Consider the following 22406-nt stretch of genomic DNA (forward strand, 5'->3'; position numbering starts at 1 on the left):
AAATATTAGTTAAAAACATTAAACATTTATATTTTTTGTTTACTTTTATATTGTAAAATTTTTTTCTCTTGAATAACAAAATAGCAATAATAGGATCCGGTTTTTCATCCCTATCAGCTGCAAGTTATATGGCTAAAGCTGGATATGAAGTAACTGTCTACGAAAAAAATCAAAATTTCGGTGGTAGAGCTCGACAGTATATTAATGATGGTTTTACTTTTGATATAGGACCAACCTGGTATTGGATGCCAGATGTTTTCGAAAAGTTTTTTGCAGATTTTGGTAAGAAACCCTCCGATTATTATCAATTAGAAAAACTAGATCCAGCATATCAAGTTTATTTTGGAGATAATGATAGTGTTACAATTCCAGGTGACTTTGAAGAAATTTGTGAAGTTTTCGAACAAGAAGAACCGGGGAGTTCAAAACATTTGAGAAAATTTATAAAAGCGGCAAAAGATAATTATGATATTGCTGTGAAGGACATTGTATATAGACCAGGTGTTTCTCCTTTAGAATTAGTTACCCCAAAAACTGCTGTTAGAGTAGGCCAATTCTTTTCTACTATAAGAAAGGAAGTTCGAAAAAATATTAAAAGTAAAAAGCTCATACAAATTTTAGAATTCCCTGTTTTATTTTTAGGAGCAAAGCCTAGTAATACGCCCGCTTTTTACAACTTTATGAACTATGCAGATTTCGGTCTGGGAACTTGGCATCCAAAAGGAGGGATGTACAAAGTTGTTGAAGGAATGGTAAGTCTTGCAAAGCAATTAGGTGTAAATTTTGTTAGTAATGCTAATGTTGAGGAAATAGTTGTCAATTCTCAGGATAAGGTTGAAGGATTGATTGTTAATGGAAAAAATATCGAACTGAATTTGGTTCTTAGTGGAGCAGATTATGCACATACAGAAACGCTATTACCACAAAAATTTAGACAATATACAACTGATTATTGGAACAATCGAGTTTTCGCGCCCTCTTCATTATTATTTTATGTTGGTTTTGATAAAAAGCTTAAAAATGTAGAGCATCACACTTTATTTTTTGATACAGATTTCGATGTTCATGCACAATCCATTTATGATACAATTACTTGGCCTGAAAAACCATTATTTTATGCCAGTTTCCCAAGTATCACAGATGATATACTAGCTCCGAAAGGAAAAGAAGCAGCCACATTTCTGATTCCTTTGGCACCTGGTTTAGAAGATACGGACGAGTTGAGAGAAAGGTATTTCAATATTATAATTGAAAGATTAGAGCGATTAACAGACCAAAATGTCAAAGAAAATATTATCTTTAAAGAGAGTTATTGTGTAAATGATTTTATAAAGGATTACAACTCATTCAAAGGAAATGCATATGGATTGGCAAATATATTAACCCAAACTGCTTTCCTAAGACCTAAGATAAAAAGTAAAAAGGTTAAAAATTTATATTTTACGGGACAATTAACAGTTCCTGGGCCCGGCGTTCCACCATCATTGATTTCTGGTAAAATAGCGTCAGATTTAATTCTTAAAACTTCCCTCTAATGAAAAGTATTTTCGACAATGTTTCTTACAAATGCAGCAAGTTGGTGACAACTAGCTACAGTACTTCGTTTTCTTTGGCAACAAGAATGTTAGCTCCATCTATTAGGGATCATATTTATAATATTTATGGATTTGTTCGTTTTGCAGATGAGATAGTAGATACATTTCATGATTATGATAAGGAGGGATTGTTAGATCGTTTTGAGAAAGATTATTATTTATCATTACATCAAGGAATAAGCTTAAATCCAATCTTGAATTCTTTTATCCATACTGTAAAAGAAAACAATATCACTGATGATTTGGTACAAGCTTTTTTGCGCAGTATGCGAGCTGATTTATCAAAAACTGAATATAAAACACAAGAAGAGTATAATCAATACATTTATGGATCAGCAGATGTTGTAGGTTTAATGTGCTTAAGAGTTTTTGTAAAAGGTGATGAGGAGAAATATAATAAGTTAAAAGAACCAGCAATGCGCCTAGGTTCTGCCTTTCAAAAGGTTAATTTTCTTAGAGATTTAAAAGACGATGTAGAATTATTAAATCGTTCGTACTTTCCAAATATAGATTTAAAAGAGTTGGATAATGCATCCAAACAAGAAATTGTTAAAGAAATAGAAGCTGATTTTGAATTCGCCTTTTCTAATGGAATTTTACAATTACCAGTGGAAGCAAAGTTCGGAGTGTATATGGCTTATAGATATTACAAAAAGTTATTGGTTAAATTAAAAGCAACTCCTTCTTCTAAAATTATGGATACAAGAATTAGGATTTCTAATCCAATGAAGATAAATTTGTTGGCAAGAAGTTATGTAAAATATAAACTAAATCTTATTTAATGATTGTTTTTGCATTAGTTACATTAGGTACATTTATTTTAATGGAAGGAATCACCTGGTGTACACACAAATACGTAATGCATGGTTTCGGATGGTTTTTACATGAAGATCATCATCAACCAGGCTATCCTCATGTTTTTGAAAAAAATGACGCATTCTTTATTGTTTTTGCTATTCCGAGTATGATGTTGTTTTTCTTTGGAATTAGACCAGAATTAAACTTTTTATTTTTCATTGGTTTAGGTATATTATGCTACGGCGTAGCATATTTTCTTATTCATGATGTGTTAATCCACAGAAGGTTTAAGTGGTTCGATAAAACTGATAATTGGTATTTTAAAGCTTTACGTAAGGCTCATAAAATCCACCACAAAAATATGGGTAAACACGAAAGTCAATGTTTTGGGATGTTGTATGTTCCTATGAAGTATTTTAAAGAATATTTAAAATAGTGATATACCTGTATTTACTTCTTAATTTAGGTTCTTTAAGCATTCCTTTACTGTATTCTTTTGAAAAAAATATGCGCTTTATCAAGCATTGGAAGGCTGTTTTATTATCATTAACAATTGTAGCTACAGTATTTTTAATTTGGGATGCCATATTTACTCAGAATGGAGTTTGGGGGTTTAATCCAGATTATCACTTACCTTATTTACTATTTGGAATGCCAATAGAAGAGTGGATGTTCTTTTTTTGTATTCCATATGCAAGTATTTTCATTCATTATTCACTTGAGTATTTTAAACCCAAACTTTTAATTCCATCCAAAATTACAAGAGCAATTACTATAACAATAATTGTAATTCTTATTCCAATTTTAATATACAATTTTGGAAAGGCGTATACTACAGTGAATTATTTATTTCTTATAGCTTTATTAATTATAAGCCTTTTTTATGGAATTGAACATTTAAGACGATTCTACATTGCATTTTTAATCATATTAATACCTTTTTTCATTGTAAATGGAGTTTTAACAGGAACCGGGCTGGAAGAGCCTGTGGTTTGGTATAATAATGATGAAAATTTAGGAATTCGTCTAGTAACAATTCCCATAGAAGATATTGGTTATGCATTTACAATGTTATTTGGAAATATATTTTTAATTGAAATGTTTAAGAAGAAAGATTAGTCTTCTGTTAATAATTTAAGGTTAATTTTCACTTTATAAATTCTACTTTGTCCGTTCATATAACTTTCTGCCATTTCTTGAAAGCTTTTGAAGTCAGCGGTTTTAATATCCTTCGTATTATCTCTTTTACTGGTAAAGTAAAGTGTTTCTGAAGTTGCATCATAAAAAGGAGAGTAATCCATTCTAGAGGAGTTGATTGTTTTGCCAAGGTTTTGTCGTTCAGTAAATTGTCCGTTTTTATCCTTAAAGCTCACGTACAAATCCCCACTACCAACTCCATCTTTAGCTTTATAAACTGTATAAATTAAGAAATTTTCATCAGGAGAAATAAATGAATTGAATTCATAACCTTTTCCGTTTACATTTTCATTTAGTTTTAAAGGTTCTTCATATTTTATGTTATTCCATTTTGCATAAAGAATATCATCTTTTGTCGTAACTGTAAATTGATCTGAAGTATAGTATAAATTATTATTCGTACTTAATGATGGAAAGAATTCATTGTGTTTCGTATTTATGGGAGCTCCAATATTTTTAGGTTGAGACCATTTTGAGTTAACTGATGTTCGTTCAACAAACCAAATGTCATAATCCGTTTGCTGATTGTCTTTTCCATGAGGACGATTCGAAGAAAAATATAGTCTTAGGTTATCTGGAGAAAGAAATGGTTCAATATCTCTATAAGTTCCAGAGAAAGAAACAATTTCAAAATTGGTCCAAGTATTATTTATTTTTTTAGCTTTTACAATCGCTCCTTTGCTTTCATTTAAATTTTGAATTGTAAAATAGGCTTCATTACCGTTTGATGAAAGTGTAAAATCTCTACAGCTAATAAATTGCTTAAAAGACTCGTCTATAGGAAGAACCTTCTCTGTTTGAGAAAAGCATATGAAAGGGAATAAAAAAATGTACCCTGAGATGATCGATTTCATGATTGTTGATTTTTCCCAAAGTACATTTAAATATGTTGACGAAATATTCAGATAAATAACTTTAACTAAAATTTAGCAGCTAGCTTTTTCTTTATTTTATCTAGGGATAAATTATGAATACTACCTATATGACTGTGATCTTCTGAAGCATCAGGTACATAAGTTCCATTTTCTACTTCACTGCTTACTTTTAAATAAGCATCTCTAAAAGTCATGCCATTTGTAACTAATGTATTGATATTATCAACGGTGTAAAGGTATTTGTATTTCTCATCATTCATATCAACATCTTTTACAATTACTTGATTAATACTATAATTGAAAATGTCTAAAATAGTCTTCATATTTTCAAAAGCATTCATCATATTTTCCTTAAGCAATTGATAATCTCTGTGATAACCACTTGGTAGATTATTAGTAAGTAAGAGCATTTCTGTTTGTAAAGCTTGAATTTGATTACATTTTCCTCTAACCAATTCAAATACATCTGGATTTTTCTTGTGAGGCATTATGCTACTTCCGGTGGTTAATTCATCAGGGAATGTAATAAAGCCAAAATTCTGACTCATATACAAACAAATATCCATAGAAAATTTGCTCAAGGTATTCCCTAAGTTTCCTAAAGAATTAGCAATAATTCTTTCGTTTTTTCCTCTTGCCATTTGAGCGGCAATTACGTTATATTTTAACCCTGCAAATTCAAGTTCTTCCGTCGTCATATATCTATCAATAGGAAAAGAACTACCATAACCGGCAGCTGAGCCTAACGGATTTTGATCAACAATTTTAAGTGAGGATTTTAGTAATTCTATATCATCTAACAGCGTTTCTGCATACCCTGAAAACCATAAACCAAAAGAAGATGGCATTGCTACTTGTAAATGAGTATAACCTGGAAGTAACTTGTTCTTATATTGTTCAGCTAATGAAATAAGTGTGTTGAAAAGTGTTTTAACTTGTTCAATAATAGCTAATAATTCATTTTTATAATATAATTGTAAAGCCACTAAAACCTGATCATTTCTCGATCTTGCAGTATGAATTTTTTTACCAGTTTCTCCGAGTTTTTTAGTGAGTTCAAATTCAATTTTAGAATGAACATCTTCAAAATCTTGTTCTATGATAAATTCATTGTTTTCAATTTGTTGTAAAATCAAATTAAGTTCTTTAATCAGAGCTTCTGATTCTTCCGATGAAATAATACCTACAGATGCTAACATCTTTGCATGAGCTTTTGAAGCTATTACATCGTATTTTGCTATATGGATATCGATTTCTCTATCGTTTCCAACAGTAAAGTTTTCAATGGCTTTGTCCAAAGAAAATTCTTTTTTCCAAAGTTTCATTTGTTATATGTGTTAGTCATTACGAAAGTTTTAAACTTGAAGCAATCTTTAGATTCCTTCATTCATTCTTCATATAGAATGACGTTAATTTACTTTATTACTCGTTCTAAAATTTTGATATAAATATCAATTCCTTCTTTAATTTCATCCATATAAATGAATTCATCAGCAGTATGTGAACGCGTACTATCTCCCGGGCCTAATTTTACAGATTGACAACTTAATACCGATTGATCCGAAAGGGTAGGAGAACCATATGTTGTTCTACCAATTGCTATTCCAGCTTTAATCAATGGATGATTCTTGTCTATTGATGATGAATTTAATCGTAAACTCCTAGGCTTCATTTCACAAGGAGCCTCTTTTTCTAGAATGTCAGCGATTTCTTGATTAGAATATTTATCGTTTACTCTAACATCTATAACTAAATCAACTGCGGAAGGAACTGCATTGTGTTGTTTTCCAGCATTAATTTGAGTAACTGTCATTTTAACATCACCTAAAACTTCTGAAGTTTTATCAAACTGATATTTTTTGAACCATTCTAAAACTTCAATAGTATTGTAAATTGGATTATCAGAATTTGGATGAGCAGCATGACTAGGAGTTCCATTAACTTTTCCATCAAAAACGATTAATCCTTTTTCTGCAATAGCGAGTTGCATTTGCGTTGGCTCACCAACTATTGCAACATCAATCTTAGGAATAATTGATAACATACTATTTAAACCATCTGGCCCGCTACTTTCTTCTTCGGCAGAACCAACAAACACTAAATTGTATTTTAAATTTTCTTGATGATAGAAATAACTAAACGTCGCCAAAAGAGCAACTAAACATCCTCCAGCATCATTACTTCCTAATCCATATAATTTTCCATCTTCAACAATGGCTTTAAAAGGATCCTTAGTATATCCATTATTTGGATACACCGTATCATGATGCGAGTTTAAAAGAATTGTGGGTTTACTTTCATCAAAGTATTTATTTACTGCCCAAACATTATTCTTACTTCTGTTATATTCAATATTATGAATAGTACACCAATAGGCTAATAAATCACCTGTTTTATCTTCTTTCGAAGAAAATGAAGGAATCTCTATGAGTTTCTTCAGTAAATCAATAGCACTATAGGTAAGTTCTTTCTGTGTCATTATTGTTGAAATGTTGTACATTTTATATCCTGTTCAAAAGGCATTTTATTGTTTCCAATATGTACAGTTGCTACTCCTTTTTGTATGGATTGTAAGCAATTGTGTATTTTTGGTAACATTCCGTCATGTATAATACCTTCTTTTTTTAATTGTTCAAATTTTTGATTGTTAATGTGTTCGATAACCGAATCATCGTCTTCAATACTTTTTAAAACTCCATTTTTCTCAAAGCAGTAATAAAGAGAAACTTTATAGTCTTTGGATAGAGCAATAGCCAATTCCGATGCAATGGTGTCTGCATTTGTATTTAATAACTGTCCGTTTTTATTATGAGTAATTGCACAAAAAATAGGTGAAATATCGTTTTGTAATAAAATAGTAATTGTTTGCGTGTTTACATGAGTGACATCACCTGCAAAACCATAATCAATATCTTTAACTGGACGTTTAATCGCAACTATACTGTTTCCATCAGCACCCGAAAAACCAACTGAATTTGAATTTCTTGCTTGTAATTGAGCAACGATGTTTTTATTGATTTTTCCACCATAAACCATTGTGATTATGTCCAATGTTTCGTTATCTGTAATCCGCCTACCATTTATCATTTTAGGTTCAATTCCCATTTTAATGGAAAGTTCGGAGGCTGATTTTCCTCCTCCATGAACCAATAGTTTTGGTGAATTGAGTTTAGCAAAGTCATCCAAAAATTCGTTCAAGAGAATTTTATTGTTGATGATATTTCCACCAATTTTTATAATTTTTAGAGACTTCATATTATAAGTTTTCAAGAATGTTTTTCAGAACTACTTGTGCTGCGTAAGTTCTATTATTCGCTTGATCAATAACAATTGAGTTTTCTGAATCTAAGACAGCATCCTCAACAACCACATTTCTTCTTACAGGCAAACAATGCATAAACTTAGCATCATTGAGTTTCTTTTGGGTAATCATCCAATTGTCATCTTGAGTAAGTATTTTACCATAATCGCCATAAGCACTCCAGTTTTTTACATACACAAAATCGGCATCTTTTAAAGCTTCTTCTTGATTGTAATTTACTGTTGTATTCTTAGTAATATCTGAATTTAGTTCATAACCTTCAGGATGTGTTATAGAAAAATCAACATTTAATTGTTGCATCATATTTACAAAAGAATTCGCAACTGATTGAGGTAACGCTTTCGGATGTGGAGCCCAAGAAAGAACTACTTTAGGCTTTTTGTCTTTAGCAAATTCGTTAATAGTGATAGCATCAGCCAAGGCTTGTAAAGGATGAGCCGTTGCACTTTCTAAATTCACAACAGGAATTTCAGAATACTTCGTAAAACTTGTAATGATTGTTTCTGCGTAATCTTGATCTTTGTTTTTTAAGGTAGGAAAAGCTCTTACAGCAATAATATCTGCATATTGAGCAATAACTTTTGCCGCTTCCTTAATATGTTCAGAAGTAGTAAGATTCATAATAGTTCCGTCTTCAAATTCTAAATTCCAAGAATTATTTATTTGCAAACACATTACATCCATTCCAAGGTTTTTAGCTGCTTTTTCAGTGCTTAGTCTAGTTCTTAAACTAGCATTGAAAAATAACATGACTAGTGTTTTATTAACTCCTAAACCTTTATGTTTAAAAGGAGTTTTTTTAATTTGAATTGCTTCGTTTATAGTTTGCGATATGTTGATTATATCATTTATATCAGTATATTTTTTCATGTCCAAATGATTAATGGTTAGTGTCATTGCCTCCTCGCAATGACGGTTAATCTTTAGAAATATCTACTTCTTGGGTATATTAGAAGTGATATTGGTCAATGCTTTTATTAATGCATTTATAAATACATCTACATGTTCTTTCTTAACTGTTAATGAAGGAAGAATACGCAGTAGGTTCGGATTTTTTGAGCTTCCCGTGAAGATATGATGATTAAAAATCAAATCTTTCCGTAGTTCTGCTATTGGAAAGTCAAACTCCAATCCAAGCATTAATCCCCGACCTTTTATGTTTCTGATTTCTGATATTTGTTGAACCTTATTTATAAAATAAGATGAAATTTCTTTTACGTTTTCTAATAAGTTTTCTTTTTCTATGGTTTCTAAAACACTTAATGAAGCAGCACATGCTAAATGGTTTCCACCGAAAGTTGTTCCTAACAAACCAAAAGAGGCTTTAATTTTCGGATGAATAAGTATTCCTCCAACAGGAAATCCGTTGCCCATTCCTTTAGCTATAGAAATAATGTCTGGTTCAATTCCGTGCTTTTGAAAAGCGAAGAAATCTCCTGTTCTTCCGAATCCAGATTGAACTTCATCTGCAATAAATAAACTTCCATATGTGTTGCATAAAGTTGTAACTGTCTTATAGAATTCAGTAGTTGCCTCATCTAATCCACCAACACCTTGAATAATTTCGGTAATTACGGCACAAACATCTCCTTTAGCCAATACATCATGCAGAGAAGCGACATCTCCATATTCAATAAATTCTACCGCTTGTTGCGCATTTACGGGTGCTACAATTTTAGTATTATCAGTTGCGGCAACTGCAGCAGAAGTTCTACCATGAAACGCATTTTTAAAAGCAACAATTTTGTGTTTTCCTGTATGAAAAGAAGCTAATTTAATTGCATTTTCGTTTGCTTCGGCACCTGAATTACACAAGAATAATTCGTAAGATTCACAATTAGAAAGTACAGTCAATCTATTTGCTAGTTCCTGTTGTAACGGGTTTTGAATTGAGTTACTATAGAAACCAATATTGGAAAGCTGTTTGGTTAACTTTTCAACATAAGTAGGATGTGAATGACCAATTGAAATTACAGCATGTCCACCATATAAGTCTAAATACTGTGTTCCGTTTTCATCGTACACGTAAACATCATTAGCTTTTACAGGTGTAATATCGAATAATGGGTAAACATTAAATAAACTCATATTTGTTCTTTTTTAATCGTGTTAATTTTATTGTATGATGCTACCATCCCTTGAATTAATGAGGAACTTAAACCTTTGTGTTCCATTTCATTTAGTCCTTCAATAGTGCATCCTTTAGGAGTAGTAACTCTATCTATTTCCTGTTCAGGATGATTTCCAGATTCTATAAGTAAATTAGCTGCACCTTCACTTGTAAACATGGCCAATTCTTGAGCTTCTTTCGCATCAAAACCTAATTGGATTGCAGCTTGTGTTGTAGCTCTTATCAAACGCATCCAGAAAGCTATTCCACTTGCACAAACAACAGTTGCCGATTGCATTAAGTTTTCTGAGATTGCCATTGAATTTCCGAGTCTATTAAAAATAGCTTTGGCCAATTCAATACGATTGTTTCCTTTTGCATTTGCACATAAACAAGTCATTGACTTTCCAACCGCAATGGCAGTATTTGGCATTGCTCTAATGATATGATGATCTTGACCTACAACAGCTTCAATCTTTTCAATTGAAAATCCAGTAATTGTAGAAATAATAACATGTTTATCCGTTAGCGAATCTTTGCTGCTATTCAAAATACTTTCAAAGTGTTTTGGCTGAACGGCAAAGATTAAAATATCAGAATTTTGAACTGCTTCCAGATTATTAGTTGTTACCGTAACATTTCCATATCCATTGAATTCCTCTATTTCTTGAATATTCTTTTTAGTTAGATATAGGGTTGTAATAGCATTATTAATAATTAAACCTTTGGCTATTGATTTTCCTAAATTTCCTGTTCCTATGATTGCTATTTTCATAATTCAATAGTTTAGAAAAAGTTAGCTTTTAGTTGTAATCCTTCTGATTCCACAAACCCAAACATCAAATTCATATTTTGAATCGCCTGTCCAGAGGCACCTTTTAATAAATTATCAATACAACTTGTAATTAATAATTGATCTTCATGTTTATGTAAATGAAGTAAGCATTTATTGGTGTTTACAACCTGTTTGAGATGAAGAAAATCATCACAAACAAAAGTAAAAGCGGCATCTTTATAAAAGTCTTTGTAGAGTTCAATTGCTGTATCTAAAGAATCATCAAATTTGGTGTACACCGTAGCAAATATTCCTCTTGAAAAGTTTCCTCTATTAGGTAAGAAATATACCTTATTATTATTGTTTCCATTTAAGTGCTCAATAGTTTGATAAATCTCACCTAAATGTTGATGTGTAAAAGGTTTGTAATATGAAAAATTATTATCTCTCCAAGTATAATGTGTTGTTTTAGATAAACTTGTTCCAGCGCCCGTTGCTCCTGTAACAGCGTTTATATGAACGTCTGTTTTGATTAACTTGTGATGAGCTAATGGAATAATAGCCAGTTGAATTGCAGTAGCAAAACAACCAGGATTCGCAATATACTTTGCTTTTTGAATTTCAGTTTTGTGAAGTTCAGGCAAACCGTAGATGTACGAATTTCCTTGGAATTCCGAGTCGTTTACCAATCTGAACTCATTACTCAAATCAATGATTTTAGTGTTGTTCGAAAATTCATATTGTGCTAAGAATTTCCCTGAATTTCCATGTCCTAAACATAAGAAAACAACATCTGCTTGTGTATTTACTGAATCTGTGAACTTTTGCTCTGTAGTTCCCACTAAATCTTGATGTATGTGGCTAATTTTATTTCCGGCATTGGAAGTACTAAAAACAAAATCTATTTCTACTTCTTTGTGATGTATTAATAATCTTATTAATTCTCCAGCCGTATAGCCAGCACCACCTATAATTCCAACTTTAATCATGATTTACGGTGTTTTGAAAGATTTTAGTTTGATTTCCATAGATGTTTATGAATCCTTTAGCATCTTCAGCAGTCCAAGCATTATTCATTTCACCATAACTTCCGAATTTTGATTGTAATAAATCGTTTTGAGAAGTAATTCCATCTAAAGAAAAATGATATGGCTTTAAAGTAATAAATACTTCACCTGTAACATGTTTTTGACTGCTACCTAATAAGGCTTCTAAATCTCTCATAACAGGATCTAAGTATAATCCTTCATGGAGATGTGTTCCATACCAATTCGCGATATAATCTTTATGTTGTAATTGCCATTTTGTTAGCACGTGTTTTTCTAATAAATGATGTGCTTTTATAAGTACTAACGCTCCAGGAGCCTCAAAACCGACTCTACCTTTTATTCCAAGAATAGTATCTCCAACATGAATATCTCTACCAATTGCAAATTTAGAAGCGAGTTTATTTAGTTCTTCAATAATTGTTGATGGATCCCCTTCTTTAGAATTTAAAGCGATTGGTTCTCCATTTTTAAATCTAATTGAAATGGATTGTTCAGTTGTGGTTTCTAGTTGAGATGGAAAAGCTTCATTTGGTAAAGGTAGGTGAGAGGTTAAGGTTTCATCTCCACCAACACTAGTTCCCCACAAGCCTTTATTAATAGAATATTTTGCTTTTTCCCATTTCATCTCAACACCATGACTTTTTAAGTATTCAATTTCAGCTTGTCTACTTAATTTTTGATCTCTAATTGGTGTAATGATTTTAATTTCTGGAGCCAGTGTATTAAAAATTAAGTCGAATCTAACTTGATCATTTCCTGCACCTGTACTTCCATGAGCAATATATTGAGCTCCAATGCTCTTTGCATAATTGATGATTTCAATGGCTTGAATAATTCTTTCTGCACTTACAGATAAAGGGTAGGCGTTGTTTTTTAAAACATTACCAAAGATCAAATATTTAATTACTTTCTCGTAGTAATTATCAATAGCATTTATGTTTTTGTAGGTTTTTACACCTAATTCATATGCTTTATTTTCTATATTTTGTATTTCGTTTTGAGTAAATCCTCCTGTATTTACACTAACAGCATGCACTTCAAAGTTTTTATCTTTTGATAAATGAACAGCGCAATACGAGGTATCTAATCCTCCACTATATGCTAATACTAATTTTTTCATTTTTTCTCTTTTTTTAAGAATAAATGTTGTTTGATGCTTTTCAACCTAGAGAATGTTTTTTCTTTAATTCTTCTTTTAGGCTGACTATTATTTTCTGTAGCTGGATCATATAACATTCCAGTACATAAACACATTTTTTGATTCGTTCTTCTTAAAACATCATAATTCACACAAGTTTTGCATCCATTCCAAAAGGTTTCATCTGTAGTAAGTTCGGAGAAGGTAACGGGTTTATAACCTAAATTACTATTTAGTTTCATTACAGCTAATCCTGTTGTAATACTAAATACTTTAGCTTCTGGAAATTTCATCCTAGAATGATCAAAAATCTTTTGTTTGATTTTTATAGATAAACCATGACCTCTGTAGTTCGGATGTACTATTAATCCAGAATTGGCTACAAATTTTCCGTGACTCCAAGATTCGATATAACAAAATCCGGCAAATTTTTTACCATCTAAAGCGATTACAGCATTTCCTTCTTTCATTTTCGAAATAACATATTCTGGTTTTCTTTTGGCAATACCGGTTCCTCTGATTTTAGCAGCATTTTCAATAGTTTCGCAGATTTCTTGTGCATAAACACTATGTGAAATATCGGCAATAATGATCTCCATTATTTTTGATGTTTAATTATTTTGTTTTTCTTAATTGTGGGTTTGAAAGAGAACCGGACTCACCTAAGTTCTAAAAGTAGAATTGCCCTTACGGGCGTGGGAAAAAGCGTCGTACAATAATGGTGTTATCTGTTGTGATAACTTCTAAAGGTAAAGTGTAAAATGTAGTTGTAAAATGCATAATTGGATTTATAAGATGGTTCAAATATTACTTGATTCTTGAGTCAGAATAACTAGCTGCGTCGCACGGGGCGGCGTCGGCGAATGTAAATTTGATTTGTCTTATTGTTTAAATGCATGTTTCAAAAATATAAAAAAAATGGATACACAAAACTTTAATTTGAAAAAAATACAATTCGTCATGAAAAAATTACAACTCGGTACCATTTAGTTTTAGATGCTACAATATGTACGCATCTTTGTTGTGTAATTAAACTTAAAATTAATAACAAATGAAAATTTTAGTCACATTAACTATAGCATTAACAACATTGTTTACGAACGTAATGCAAGACACAAAAACTATTACAGTAACTATTTCAAACGCAACTTCTGATAAAGGATCAATTAAATTTGGTTTGCATAATAAAGAAACATTTATGGTTAAAAAACCTCTTCTAGTCGCAGAAAGTAAAATTGAAAACGGAAAGTGTAAAATCGTATTTAAGAATGTTCCAGAAGGAGAGTATGCAATTACTTGTTTTCATGATAAAAATGAAAATGGTAAAATGGATTTTCAACCAAATGGAATGCCTATGGAAGCTTATGGAGCATCAAACAATGTTATGAACTTTGGGCCTCCAAGATATGATGATGCAAAATTTACAGTTTCTGATAAAGATGTATCTTTAGATATTAGATTATAATAGAATTTTAAAGCTGGAATATGAGTATAGCAAATTACTTTAGAAGTGAGTTTAAAAAAGACTTAATTGTTTGTTTAAAAATGACTTTATTTTTTGGGGTTTTATTCACTCTAATTAACAGACAGTTTAGTGTAAGAGGAGCAAGTATAGTCTTTTTGTTTTCAGCTTTATACTCTTTTATTCTGGGTTTAGGTAATGGTGTTATAAATGAATTTTTAAATGGAAAATGGGATTGGGTCAAACAAACAAATAGTAGAGTTTGGGCAGGAATTATTGCAACAGTAATTTATACAACTTTAGGAGTTTTCTTAATTCATTATATCCAGTATGTCTTAGTTTTTAATAATGATTTTAATGTTTTATTCAGTGATAGACTATTATTTGCTCACTTATTCGCGATAGTTCTTTCTCTTGGTGTTGCAGCGTTTTTCCATGCGAAAAGTTTCATGAATGAATGGAAAAAAACATTGAATCAGGAAACAACACAACAACAAATTGTAGCAAAAACTGAGACCGCAAAGTTTGAAACATTAAAGAGTCAAATTGATCCACATTTCTTATTCAATAGTTTGAATGTATTGACTTCCTTAATTGGAGAGAATCCAATGCAAGCTGAGAAGTTTACAACAAAACTTTCTAAAGTTTATCGATACGTTTTAGAACAGAGAAATAAAGAGTTAATTCCTATTTCCGAGGAACTGAAATTTGCGAAAACATATATGGAATTATTGCAAATGCGTTTTGAAGATGCACTAGAATTTGAGGTTCCAAGTTCGGTGAGTAATAGTGAGTTGAAAATAGTTCCGTTATCGTTGCAGTTATTACTAGAAAACGCTGTAAAGCACAATGTAGTTTCCAGTTCAAAACCATTGAAGATTTCAATATTTGAAGATCGAGGATATTTAAAAATTCAAAATAATGTCAACCCAAAAGAAGCTATTGGCAAGAAAAGCACCAAAGTTGGATTACAAAATATTGCTGATAGATATGGTTTGATTTCTGAAGAAGAGGTGCATATTGAAAATAACAACAAAATATTTACGGTGAGTTTGCCACTGTTACTTAAAACAAACAATACAATGAAAATTATAGACGATTTTGAAAATAGTAGATATATAAAAGCAGTTGAGAAAGTAGAAAAGATGAAAGAATTTTATCAAAACTTAATTACGTACTTGATATTTATTCCAATATTCATCTTCATTAACTTACGTTTTTCACCACAATTTCATTGGTTTTATTTTCCAATTATTGGATGGGGAATCGGAGTTTTATTCCACGGATTAGAAGCTTATAACTATAGCTTGTTCTTAGGAAAAGACTGGGAAGAAAAGAAGATCAAAGAATTAATGAGGAAAGATAAATTCTAGTGATGAGAAGGGAAGAAGATGAGTTGAGATATATTAGAGCACAAAAAAAGAGTAAAGAAAATCAAAGACTTTTATAGTCACCTTTTCGTTTACGTAGTGAATATTGCAGTAATCATAGGAATCAATTTAAAATTCACATCTAAGCAACACTGGTTTTGGTTTTTAATAATAGGATGGGGAGAAGGTTAAGCACTGCATGCACTTCAAACTTTTGAAGGATATAAAATCTTTTAAGGAAAAGATTGGGAAGAGATAAAAATTAAAGAATTAAAGGAACAAGATTATAGAAATGGAAAATAAATACATAGAAGAACATAAATATTTAAAAGCAAAAAAGAAAGTCAAAGAAATTAAAGGTTTTTATATTCACTTAACACTTTTCCTTTTAAATACTCCGATAATTATTGCGGTAAACTTACTAACATCACCACAGTTTCAATGGTTTTGGTTTTCGGTATTAGGATGGGGTGCTGCTATAGGAATTCATGGGTTTTTAGCATTTAATGAAAACCTTTTAGGGAAAGATTGGGAAGAAAAGAAGATTCGTGAATTAATGAACAAAAATAATCAATAATGAAATCAAATTATTCAGAAGAACAACGCTATTTGAAAGCGAAAAAAAGAGTGAAAGATATTAAAGGATTTTACGGACATTTAGCTTCATATGTTGGCGTAAATATCTTTTTAACAGCAATTATTGTTTTCGGATTAATGAAAGATGGAAATAGTTTTATAGATTCTATTACACATTTTGGAGCATATTCAACATGGATATTTTGGGGAATAGGTTTGTGTTTTCATTGGTTAGGGGTTTTTGGTTTTGGAAATGTAATTTCTAAGGACTGGGAAGAAAGGAAAATCAGAGAGTTGATGGAAGTAGACAATAGAAGAGATCAAAAATTACTAAAGAAATAATTTATGTTTGCAGAAAATCATATAGAAGAAACTCAGTATTTACTTGCAAAAAATCGATTAGAAGATCTTAAGAAGTTTTATAAACATCTAATTGTTTATGCAGCTGTTAACTTGATGATATCAATTTTAAAAATTTCTAAAAACCTCTCAAACGGAGAAACCGTTGAATTACCTATATATGATTTGAATATCTATACGGTATGGTTTTTTTGGGGAATTGCAATTGTAATTCAAGCGTTTAAATTATTTGGAATGAATTTTTTTCTTGGAAAAGATTGGGAGGAAAGACAAATTGAAAAACAAATAAATAAAATTAGATAAAATTTTATAGTTTTAAAAAAGCTTACTACAAAACAGATTATCATGAATGTACTTATCATTGAAGACGAGAAGCCAGCAGCAAGACGATTAAATAGAATGTTAAATCATCTTGATATTGAGGTGAATACCATGTTGCATTCTGTTGAGGAAGCATTAAATTGGTTCGAATCTAATGAACATCCAGATTTGATATTCTTAGATATTCAATTATCAGATGGTTTGTCATTTGAGATTTTTGAAGAAATTCCTGTGAAGTCGGCAATTATTTTTACCACTGCTTATGATGAATATGCGTTAAAAGCGTTTAAACTAAATTCTATTGATTATTTATTAAAACCCATCGACGACGATGAGTTAAAAGTTGCTGTTGATAAGTATAAGCAGCAACAGCCTACGGAAAGTAGTTTACAAGTGAACATTGATGAAATTCGTAAGCTTTTAATAAATCCGATTGATAGAAAGTATAAGAAACGTTTTACTATTAAAATCGGACAACATATTAAAATTATACACACTGATAATATAGAATGTTTGTATTCTGAAAATAAATCTACTTACATTCATACAAGTGAAAATAGAAACTACCTTATAGATCATTCTTTAGAACATTGGCATGATCAGCTTAACCCAGAGGTATTCTTTAGAGTAAATAGAACATTTATTGTTCATATTAATGCTATAAAAGATATTGTAGCTTATAGTAATTCTAGATTAAAACTTGTTTTGCATTCTTATGATGAACAAGAAATTATAGTTAGTAGAGAGCGAGTAAAAGATTTTAAAAATTGGATAGATTAATGGAATAAAAAAGCCATTGTCTTGCTAAACAATGGCTTTTAATTTTTTTAGAAGAAAATTTTATGCTTCTTTATTTTTTCGAGCATCAATAAAGCTCTTTATAAAAAATACCATTGCAAATATGGTACTTACAATCATAATTACAACTCTGATTACCGCCAGATTATCTCCACGATCTAAAGCACCTGTTAGAGGTTTTACTAGACCGAATAAAATCAATAAAGTTAATAAAACAGCAATGTGTGCAATTACTTTGTTTTCATTTTTAACTCCTTTATTTAATAAAAATAAAATTACTCCAATTATTGCAGGAATAATAGCAGTAATAGAAGGTGTTTCTGAAGAAAAATATCCCCAAGAAGATAAAACGATTAGTAATATAGCATTTAATAGACTAGCTTGATGTGCTTTTATTTTATATTTTTTAATCAGTTGTAAATAAATAGCTTACATTTTTAATACTAAATTTAACTTTAAACTATACTTTTTGTTCAAAGATAGTAAATACGTTATAGTTATTATGTTTAATTTAATTTTTTCGATAACATTATCAACCCGAATATTGGTCCAATTGCTAACACAGTGAACAAGTATTCTTTAGGTATATAATTTCCAATTATATTAATAGTTTGTAGACTTAATATTGTCAATGAAAAACCAATACAATTAACAATAGTCAAGGCAGTTCCCTTAATTTCAGAATCCGCGTTTTTTGCCACCAAAGTAGAAAATAAGGGAGAATCCATTATCACAGTATACCCCCAAATTAATAAGAATATTAACAGTGATACTTTATTTAGGTAAAAAATAGAGGGAGACACTAAACAGCAAATTCCAGAGATGCTTAATGCTATCATTGCAATACTTTTTTCTTTCCATCTTAAGGATAGATAACCTGCGCTAACACATGCAATACTTCCAATTGAAATGATTATAAATGCCCACAAGGAAATATTAATTGTATCATTAGCATGTGAATCATTATACATCTTAAGAATTATAGGAACAAATGTCCAAAAAGTATATAATTCCCACATATGACCAAAGTATCCGAAAGCGGCAGATCTAAAAGGTTTGTTTTTAAATACTTGGATTATTGCACCTAATTTTAATTTTGAGCTCTTCTTTCGGTGAGGACCATCAGGCACAAAAGCTAAAATAGCACCTCCTCCTAAAACAGCAAGAATTGATGTACTCGCAATTACTGATTCCCAAGGAAAAGATGTTTTTAAAACGGATAATAAATGAGGAAAAGCAGTTCCTAATACTAAAGCACCAACTAAAAAACCTAAAGATTTCCCAAGTTGTTTTTTAAAATGATCTGCAGCAATTTTCATCCCAATTGGATAAATTCCGGCTAAAAAGAACCCCGTAAAAAAGCGTAATACGATTAAGCTAACAATAGTATTAGAATTAATCATAATACCTAAATTGAATAAGGCGCCAATTAATGAACAAAAGAAAAATACTTTAGAAGGAGAAAAACGATCTGCAATATTGAGTAATGCAAAAATTAAGGTGCCAGAAATAAATCCAAGTTGAACAGCTGAAGTTAAATTTGCTAAAGAGTTTTCTAATAAATTAAATTCATCTATTAAATAACTCATCACTCCATTACCTGCGAACCATAATGAGGTACATAGAAACTGAGCAGTAACTATTATAATTAAAAAAAAGACTTTCCTATGCAAAGTTTCAATTTTAGGGAAAAAACTTACCATTTTAAATATAGTAAGCTTTTTTTAAATATGCTTAAGTATTATAGTTTTTTTAATTTAAGGGTAACAAAATATTTATTGATTATCAAAATTAACTTCAAAAAAAGAACTTTTTAAAATTTTGACATCCAGTAAACTATTTGTTTTGTCCAAAGTTTGTAGCCTTAATAAAATCTGTAATTAAGTAACTTATAAATTTCCCAACTTGAGTTGTAGCCGTATTTTCATTAGAAACAGATGGCGCTCCTTCACATATATGTAAATAAGATGCGTTTTCATGTTTTCCAAAGTAATTTACGAACTGTCTTGTTTGTTTCGGAGTAAAACCACTCGGAGTCATTGCGCTGCTTGGAAAGTATTGAATACAATCTAAGTCTATTTCAATACCAAATGATTTTTCAGAAACAAAGTTTAAAGCTCGTTGCAATTCACTATTAAAAGATGTAGTTTGATACACTTCCATTTCTTCATACATGTTATAATCTAAATTAATATGATCATGTATGTATTCGAATATATATTGTGGAGTATAATTTTCATGTAAACCAAACATGAAATACTTATCGAGAAATTGATTTTTTAAAGCATACGAAAACCCATTCCCACTATGACGTTCTTCTAACTTTCTTAAATCAGTATGTGCATCAAGATTCACCACATTTATGGCATCTTTTTTTGCTTCAGATAATCCTTTTAAATTTCCATAAGCATTGTTATGTCCACCTCCGATAATAATCGGTGTTTTTCCGCTTGAAGAAATTATTCTAATCCATTTCGAAAGTTCAGTATCTATGGCTTCAACAAGTTCATTTCCCTTTTTTCGATCGGAAGGATTAAAATTCGCAACTTCATTCAAGAAATCCAAATATCCTAGTACCAAAATCTCAGTCCCATTTATAAACTGATTTTGTTGTGTATTCAGTAAAGCTTTTAACGCAGGAATAAATGCTGTATGAGCACCAGGATTTCCATAATTCATCTGCACACCGATATCTTCAGGAATACCAATAATAACGAATTTGGCATTTGAGCTGTTCAATTCGTCTTCAACGTTCTTATTATTAGAAATACATTGAACATATTCACCCAATTTTGTTTCTCCATTTCTAGTGGAAACAAACTCATTAATATTTTCTTGAGAAAAAGTTTGTAACATGATTAGATACGTTTTCCGTTAAGATATACAGATTCAATTACATTAGAACCGAAGCTGTATGGTAAATATCCATATGAAGGAATTTCTTTCGTGATAAAGAAATTTGCTTTTTTTCCTTTTGTGATAGAACCAACTTCGTTAGATAAGTCCATTGCATATGCTCCGTTTATAGTTGCTGCATTAATTGCTTCTTCCGGAGTCATTTTCATTTTTATACAAGCCGTAGAAACTACAAAATTCATATTACCAGAAGGAGTTGAACCAGGATTATAATCCGTTGCTAAAGCTAATGGTAAATCAGCATTCATTATTTCTCTTGCTGGAGTATAAGGAATACTCAGAAAGTAAGAGCAAGAAGGTAGCGCTACAGGCATTGTATCACTTCCTTTTAAAGCTTCAATATCACTTTCAGTCATTATTTCTAAATGATCAACAGATAAAGCTCCTTTAGCAACACTTACTTGTAATCCTCCAATAGAGGTAAACTGATTCACATGAATTTTTGGAATTAATCCGTATTTTTTACCCGCATCAATTACTCTTCCTGTTTGTTCCACTGAAAAATATCCAGTTTCACAAAAAGCATCAATGAAATCAGCCAATTTCTCCTTAGCTATTTCAGGTAGCATTTCGTTAATAATTAAATCAATATAGGCTTCTTTATTTTCTTTGTACTCAGATGGAAAGGCATGTGCTCCTAAAAATGTTGCTTTTATGGGTAAAGAAAAAGTTTCTCTTAACTTTCTAATTACGCGAAGTATTTTTAGTTCAGCTTCAACAGTTAAACCATAACCAGATTTAATTTCAACTGCACCAGTTCCTAAACTTATGATTTCTTTTAGTCTTTTACTCGATTGCTCATACAATTCTTCTTCTGAAGTTTCTTGTAGTTTTTTTGCTGAATTTAAAATACCACCACCGCGATTGGCAATTTCTTCGTAAGTCAATCCATCAATTCTATCGACGAATTCCTGTTCTCTATTTCCAGCATAAACAATATGTGTATGACTATCACACCAAGAAGGAAATACCATTTTTCCTTTACAATCAACAATCATAGCACTTTGATAAGAAGGAATTTTGTTCATTGTACCATAATCAGCAATTCTATCATTTTCAATTACTAAAAACGCATTTTTAAGAGTTGGAAGACTCTTCATATCTTCACCAGAGACTTTCTGAATATTACTTTCTCTAACCTGAATTAATTCCTTGATATTTGTCAATATTGTTACCATAAAAGCTTTTTAACTTTGAGTAAAGACAAACTTACATTAAAAAACGAATTATTATGGTATTTTTTCTAGGGATTACAAGTGGTTTCATATTTTTAGTCTTATCACTTTTGCATGTGTATTGGGCTTTTGGAGGGGTTTATGCTTTAGGTGGAGTTATTCCTACAGCACAAAATGAAAATAAAGTTTTCAAAGCACCACCTTTCTTAACTTTTTTAGTAGCTGTATTTCTATTCTTAGTTGCATTGGTTTATGCAGACGCCGCTAAAGTTTATAAGGTTTCTTTTCTACCAAAGTTTTTGAAAGAATTTGGGGTAATTATTTTTTCCTCAATTTTTATTATTAGAGCTATAGGTGATTTTAAATATGTGGGCTTCTTTAAAAAAATAAAAGGAACAAAATTTGCTAAGAATGATTCAAAGTATTTTTCGCCTTTGTGTGTATTTCTAGGAATAGCTGGAATTTTAATTGTAATCTTGGGAAATTGATTAATTTAGTTGGAACAAATATTTTTAAATGATACCAACTACAGAATACGTACCGTATTACACACCATTTATTTCATTATT

General features: G+C 30.7%; 26 protein-coding genes. 13 read left to right on the forward strand and 13 right to left on the reverse strand.

Annotated features, from left to right (window positions below; translation table 11 throughout):
- Positions 1–68: 68 nt before the first annotated feature.
- From BTO06_RS06165 to BTO06_RS06180, 4 genes are read left to right on the forward strand one after another with little or no spacing between them, the layout of a single operon-like run.
- A complete protein-coding gene (locus tag BTO06_RS06165) occupies positions 69–1535 on the forward strand; it encodes a phytoene desaturase family protein (protein ID WP_100924467.1) in 1467 nt (488 codons plus the stop codon).
- Entirely contained in the window at positions 1535–2377 is an 843-nt protein-coding gene (locus BTO06_RS06170; RefSeq protein ID WP_100924468.1) for a phytoene/squalene synthase family protein, read from the forward strand. The genes BTO06_RS06165 and BTO06_RS06170 overlap by 1 nt, the downstream gene beginning before the upstream one ends.
- Complete coding sequence (locus BTO06_RS06175) at positions 2377–2829, forward strand: sterol desaturase family protein (protein ID WP_100924469.1); 453 nt, start codon at positions 2377–2379, stop codon at positions 2827–2829. Before BTO06_RS06170 ends, BTO06_RS06175 begins: the two co-directional genes overlap by 1 nt.
- Positions 2829–3512 carry a lycopene cyclase domain-containing protein gene (locus BTO06_RS06180; RefSeq protein WP_232731526.1) on the forward strand — a complete coding sequence of 228 codons (684 nt, stop codon included), beginning with the start codon at positions 2829–2831 and terminating at the stop codon, positions 3510–3512. Before BTO06_RS06175 ends, BTO06_RS06180 begins: the two co-directional genes overlap by 1 nt.
- Here BTO06_RS06180 and BTO06_RS06185 read toward each other — a convergent pair.
- The 10 genes from BTO06_RS06185 to BTO06_RS06230 form a co-directional block, all read right to left on the reverse strand.
- Positions 3509–4444 (reverse strand): PD40 domain-containing protein, encoded by a 936-nt coding sequence (locus BTO06_RS06185; RefSeq protein WP_100924470.1) that lies wholly within the window; start codon positions 4442–4444, stop codon positions 3509–3511. The genes BTO06_RS06180 and BTO06_RS06185 overlap by 4 nt on opposite strands.
- Positions 4445–4509: 65 nt before the next feature.
- Positions 4510–5790 carry an argininosuccinate lyase gene (gene argH, locus BTO06_RS06190; protein WP_100924471.1) on the reverse strand — a complete coding sequence of 427 codons (1281 nt, stop codon included), beginning with the start codon at positions 5788–5790 and terminating at the stop codon, positions 4510–4512.
- Positions 5791–5879: 89 nt separating this feature from the next.
- Entirely contained in the window at positions 5880–6944 is a 1065-nt protein-coding gene (locus tag BTO06_RS06195) for a M20 family metallo-hydrolase (protein ID WP_100926722.1), read from the reverse strand.
- A complete protein-coding gene (argB, locus tag BTO06_RS06200; protein WP_100926721.1) occupies positions 6944–7720 on the reverse strand; it encodes an acetylglutamate kinase in 777 nt (258 codons plus the stop codon). The genes BTO06_RS06195 and argB overlap by 1 nt, the downstream gene beginning before the upstream one ends.
- Before the next feature lies 1 nt (position 7721).
- Entirely contained in the window at positions 7722–8657 is a 936-nt protein-coding gene (locus BTO06_RS06205; protein ID WP_100924472.1) for an acetylornithine carbamoyltransferase, read from the reverse strand.
- 63 nt (positions 8658–8720) lie between these two features.
- Positions 8721–9875: an aspartate aminotransferase family protein gene (locus tag BTO06_RS06210; RefSeq protein ID WP_100924473.1), complete on the reverse strand. Its 1155-nt coding sequence runs from the start codon at positions 9873–9875 to the stop codon at positions 8721–8723.
- Complete coding sequence (proC, locus tag BTO06_RS06215; RefSeq protein ID WP_100924474.1) at positions 9872–10672, reverse strand: pyrroline-5-carboxylate reductase; 801 nt, start codon at positions 10670–10672, stop codon at positions 9872–9874. The genes BTO06_RS06210 and proC overlap by 4 nt, the downstream gene beginning before the upstream one ends.
- Positions 10673–10683: 11 nt before the next feature.
- Positions 10684–11661 (reverse strand): N-acetyl-gamma-glutamyl-phosphate reductase, encoded by a 978-nt coding sequence (gene argC, locus BTO06_RS06220; RefSeq protein ID WP_100924475.1) that lies wholly within the window; start codon positions 11659–11661, stop codon positions 10684–10686.
- Positions 11654–12841, reverse strand: coding sequence for an argininosuccinate synthase (argG, locus tag BTO06_RS06225; RefSeq protein WP_100924476.1), 1188 nt, complete (start codon positions 12839–12841; stop codon positions 11654–11656). Before argG ends, argC begins: the two co-directional genes overlap by 8 nt.
- Positions 12838–13458, reverse strand: a complete 621-nt coding sequence (locus tag BTO06_RS06230; RefSeq protein WP_100924477.1) for a GNAT family N-acetyltransferase — start codon at positions 13456–13458, stop codon at positions 12838–12840. The genes argG and BTO06_RS06230 overlap by 4 nt, the downstream gene beginning before the upstream one ends.
- Positions 13459–13910: 452 nt before the next feature.
- Between BTO06_RS06230 and BTO06_RS06235 the strand changes: the two genes are divergently transcribed.
- The 8 genes from BTO06_RS06235 to BTO06_RS06270 all read left to right on the forward strand — a co-directional run bounded on the left by BTO06_RS06235 (position 13911) and on the right by BTO06_RS06270 (position 18131).
- Positions 13911–14324: a DUF2141 domain-containing protein gene (locus tag BTO06_RS06235; RefSeq protein WP_100924478.1), complete on the forward strand. Its 414-nt coding sequence runs from the start codon at positions 13911–13913 to the stop codon at positions 14322–14324.
- A gap of 20 nt (positions 14325–14344) precedes the next feature.
- The gene (locus BTO06_RS06240; RefSeq protein ID WP_100924479.1) at positions 14345–15694 is read left to right on the forward strand and encodes a 2TM domain-containing protein; all 1350 of its coding nucleotides are present in this window, start codon (positions 14345–14347) and stop codon (positions 15692–15694) included.
- A 96-nt stretch (positions 15695–15790) separates the two neighbouring features.
- On the forward strand, positions 15791–15883 hold the full coding sequence (locus tag BTO06_RS18980) for a hypothetical protein (protein ID WP_232731527.1): 93 nt from the start codon (positions 15791–15793) through the stop codon (positions 15881–15883).
- Between the two features lie 100 nt (positions 15884–15983).
- On the forward strand, positions 15984–16268 hold the full coding sequence (locus BTO06_RS06250; RefSeq protein ID WP_100924480.1) for a 2TM domain-containing protein: 285 nt from the start codon (positions 15984–15986) through the stop codon (positions 16266–16268).
- Complete coding sequence (locus BTO06_RS06255; protein ID WP_100924481.1) at positions 16268–16609, forward strand: 2TM domain-containing protein; 342 nt, start codon at positions 16268–16270, stop codon at positions 16607–16609. Before BTO06_RS06250 ends, BTO06_RS06255 begins: the two co-directional genes overlap by 1 nt.
- A 3-nt stretch (positions 16610–16612) precedes the next feature.
- Positions 16613–16930, forward strand: a complete 318-nt coding sequence (locus BTO06_RS06260) for a 2TM domain-containing protein (RefSeq protein WP_100924482.1) — start codon at positions 16613–16615, stop codon at positions 16928–16930.
- A gap of 42 nt (positions 16931–16972) precedes the next feature.
- On the forward strand, positions 16973–17728 hold the full coding sequence (locus BTO06_RS06265; protein WP_100924483.1) for a LytR/AlgR family response regulator transcription factor: 756 nt from the start codon (positions 16973–16975) through the stop codon (positions 17726–17728).
- Positions 17729–17759: 31 nt separating this feature from the next.
- Entirely contained in the window at positions 17760–18131 is a 372-nt protein-coding gene (locus tag BTO06_RS06270) for a hypothetical protein (RefSeq protein ID WP_100924484.1), read from the forward strand.
- A 121-nt stretch (positions 18132–18252) separates the two neighbouring features.
- On the opposite strand, the gene BTO06_RS06275 is transcribed toward BTO06_RS06270, so the two are convergent.
- From BTO06_RS06275 to hutI, 3 genes are all read right to left on the reverse strand, one after another.
- Positions 18253–19449 (reverse strand): MFS transporter, encoded by a 1197-nt coding sequence (locus BTO06_RS06275; RefSeq protein WP_100924485.1) that lies wholly within the window; start codon positions 19447–19449, stop codon positions 18253–18255.
- A gap of 133 nt (positions 19450–19582) precedes the next feature.
- Positions 19583–20602 (reverse strand): formimidoylglutamase, encoded by a 1020-nt coding sequence (locus BTO06_RS06280; protein WP_100924486.1) that lies wholly within the window; start codon positions 20600–20602, stop codon positions 19583–19585.
- Between the two features lie 2 nt (positions 20603–20604).
- Complete coding sequence (gene hutI / locus BTO06_RS06285; RefSeq protein WP_100924487.1) at positions 20605–21840, reverse strand: imidazolonepropionase; 1236 nt, start codon at positions 21838–21840, stop codon at positions 20605–20607.
- 53 nt (positions 21841–21893) lie between these two features.
- Between hutI and BTO06_RS06290 the strand changes: the two genes are divergently transcribed.
- On the forward strand, positions 21894–22325 hold the full coding sequence (locus tag BTO06_RS06290; RefSeq protein WP_100924488.1) for a DUF3995 domain-containing protein: 432 nt from the start codon (positions 21894–21896) through the stop codon (positions 22323–22325).
- Positions 22326–22406 lie beyond the last annotated feature (81 nt).

It is taken from the genome of Tenacibaculum sp. SZ-18 (genome assembly GCF_002813915.1).
In the GTDB taxonomy this organism is placed as follows: Bacteria; Bacteroidota; Bacteroidia; order Flavobacteriales; family Flavobacteriaceae; genus Polaribacter.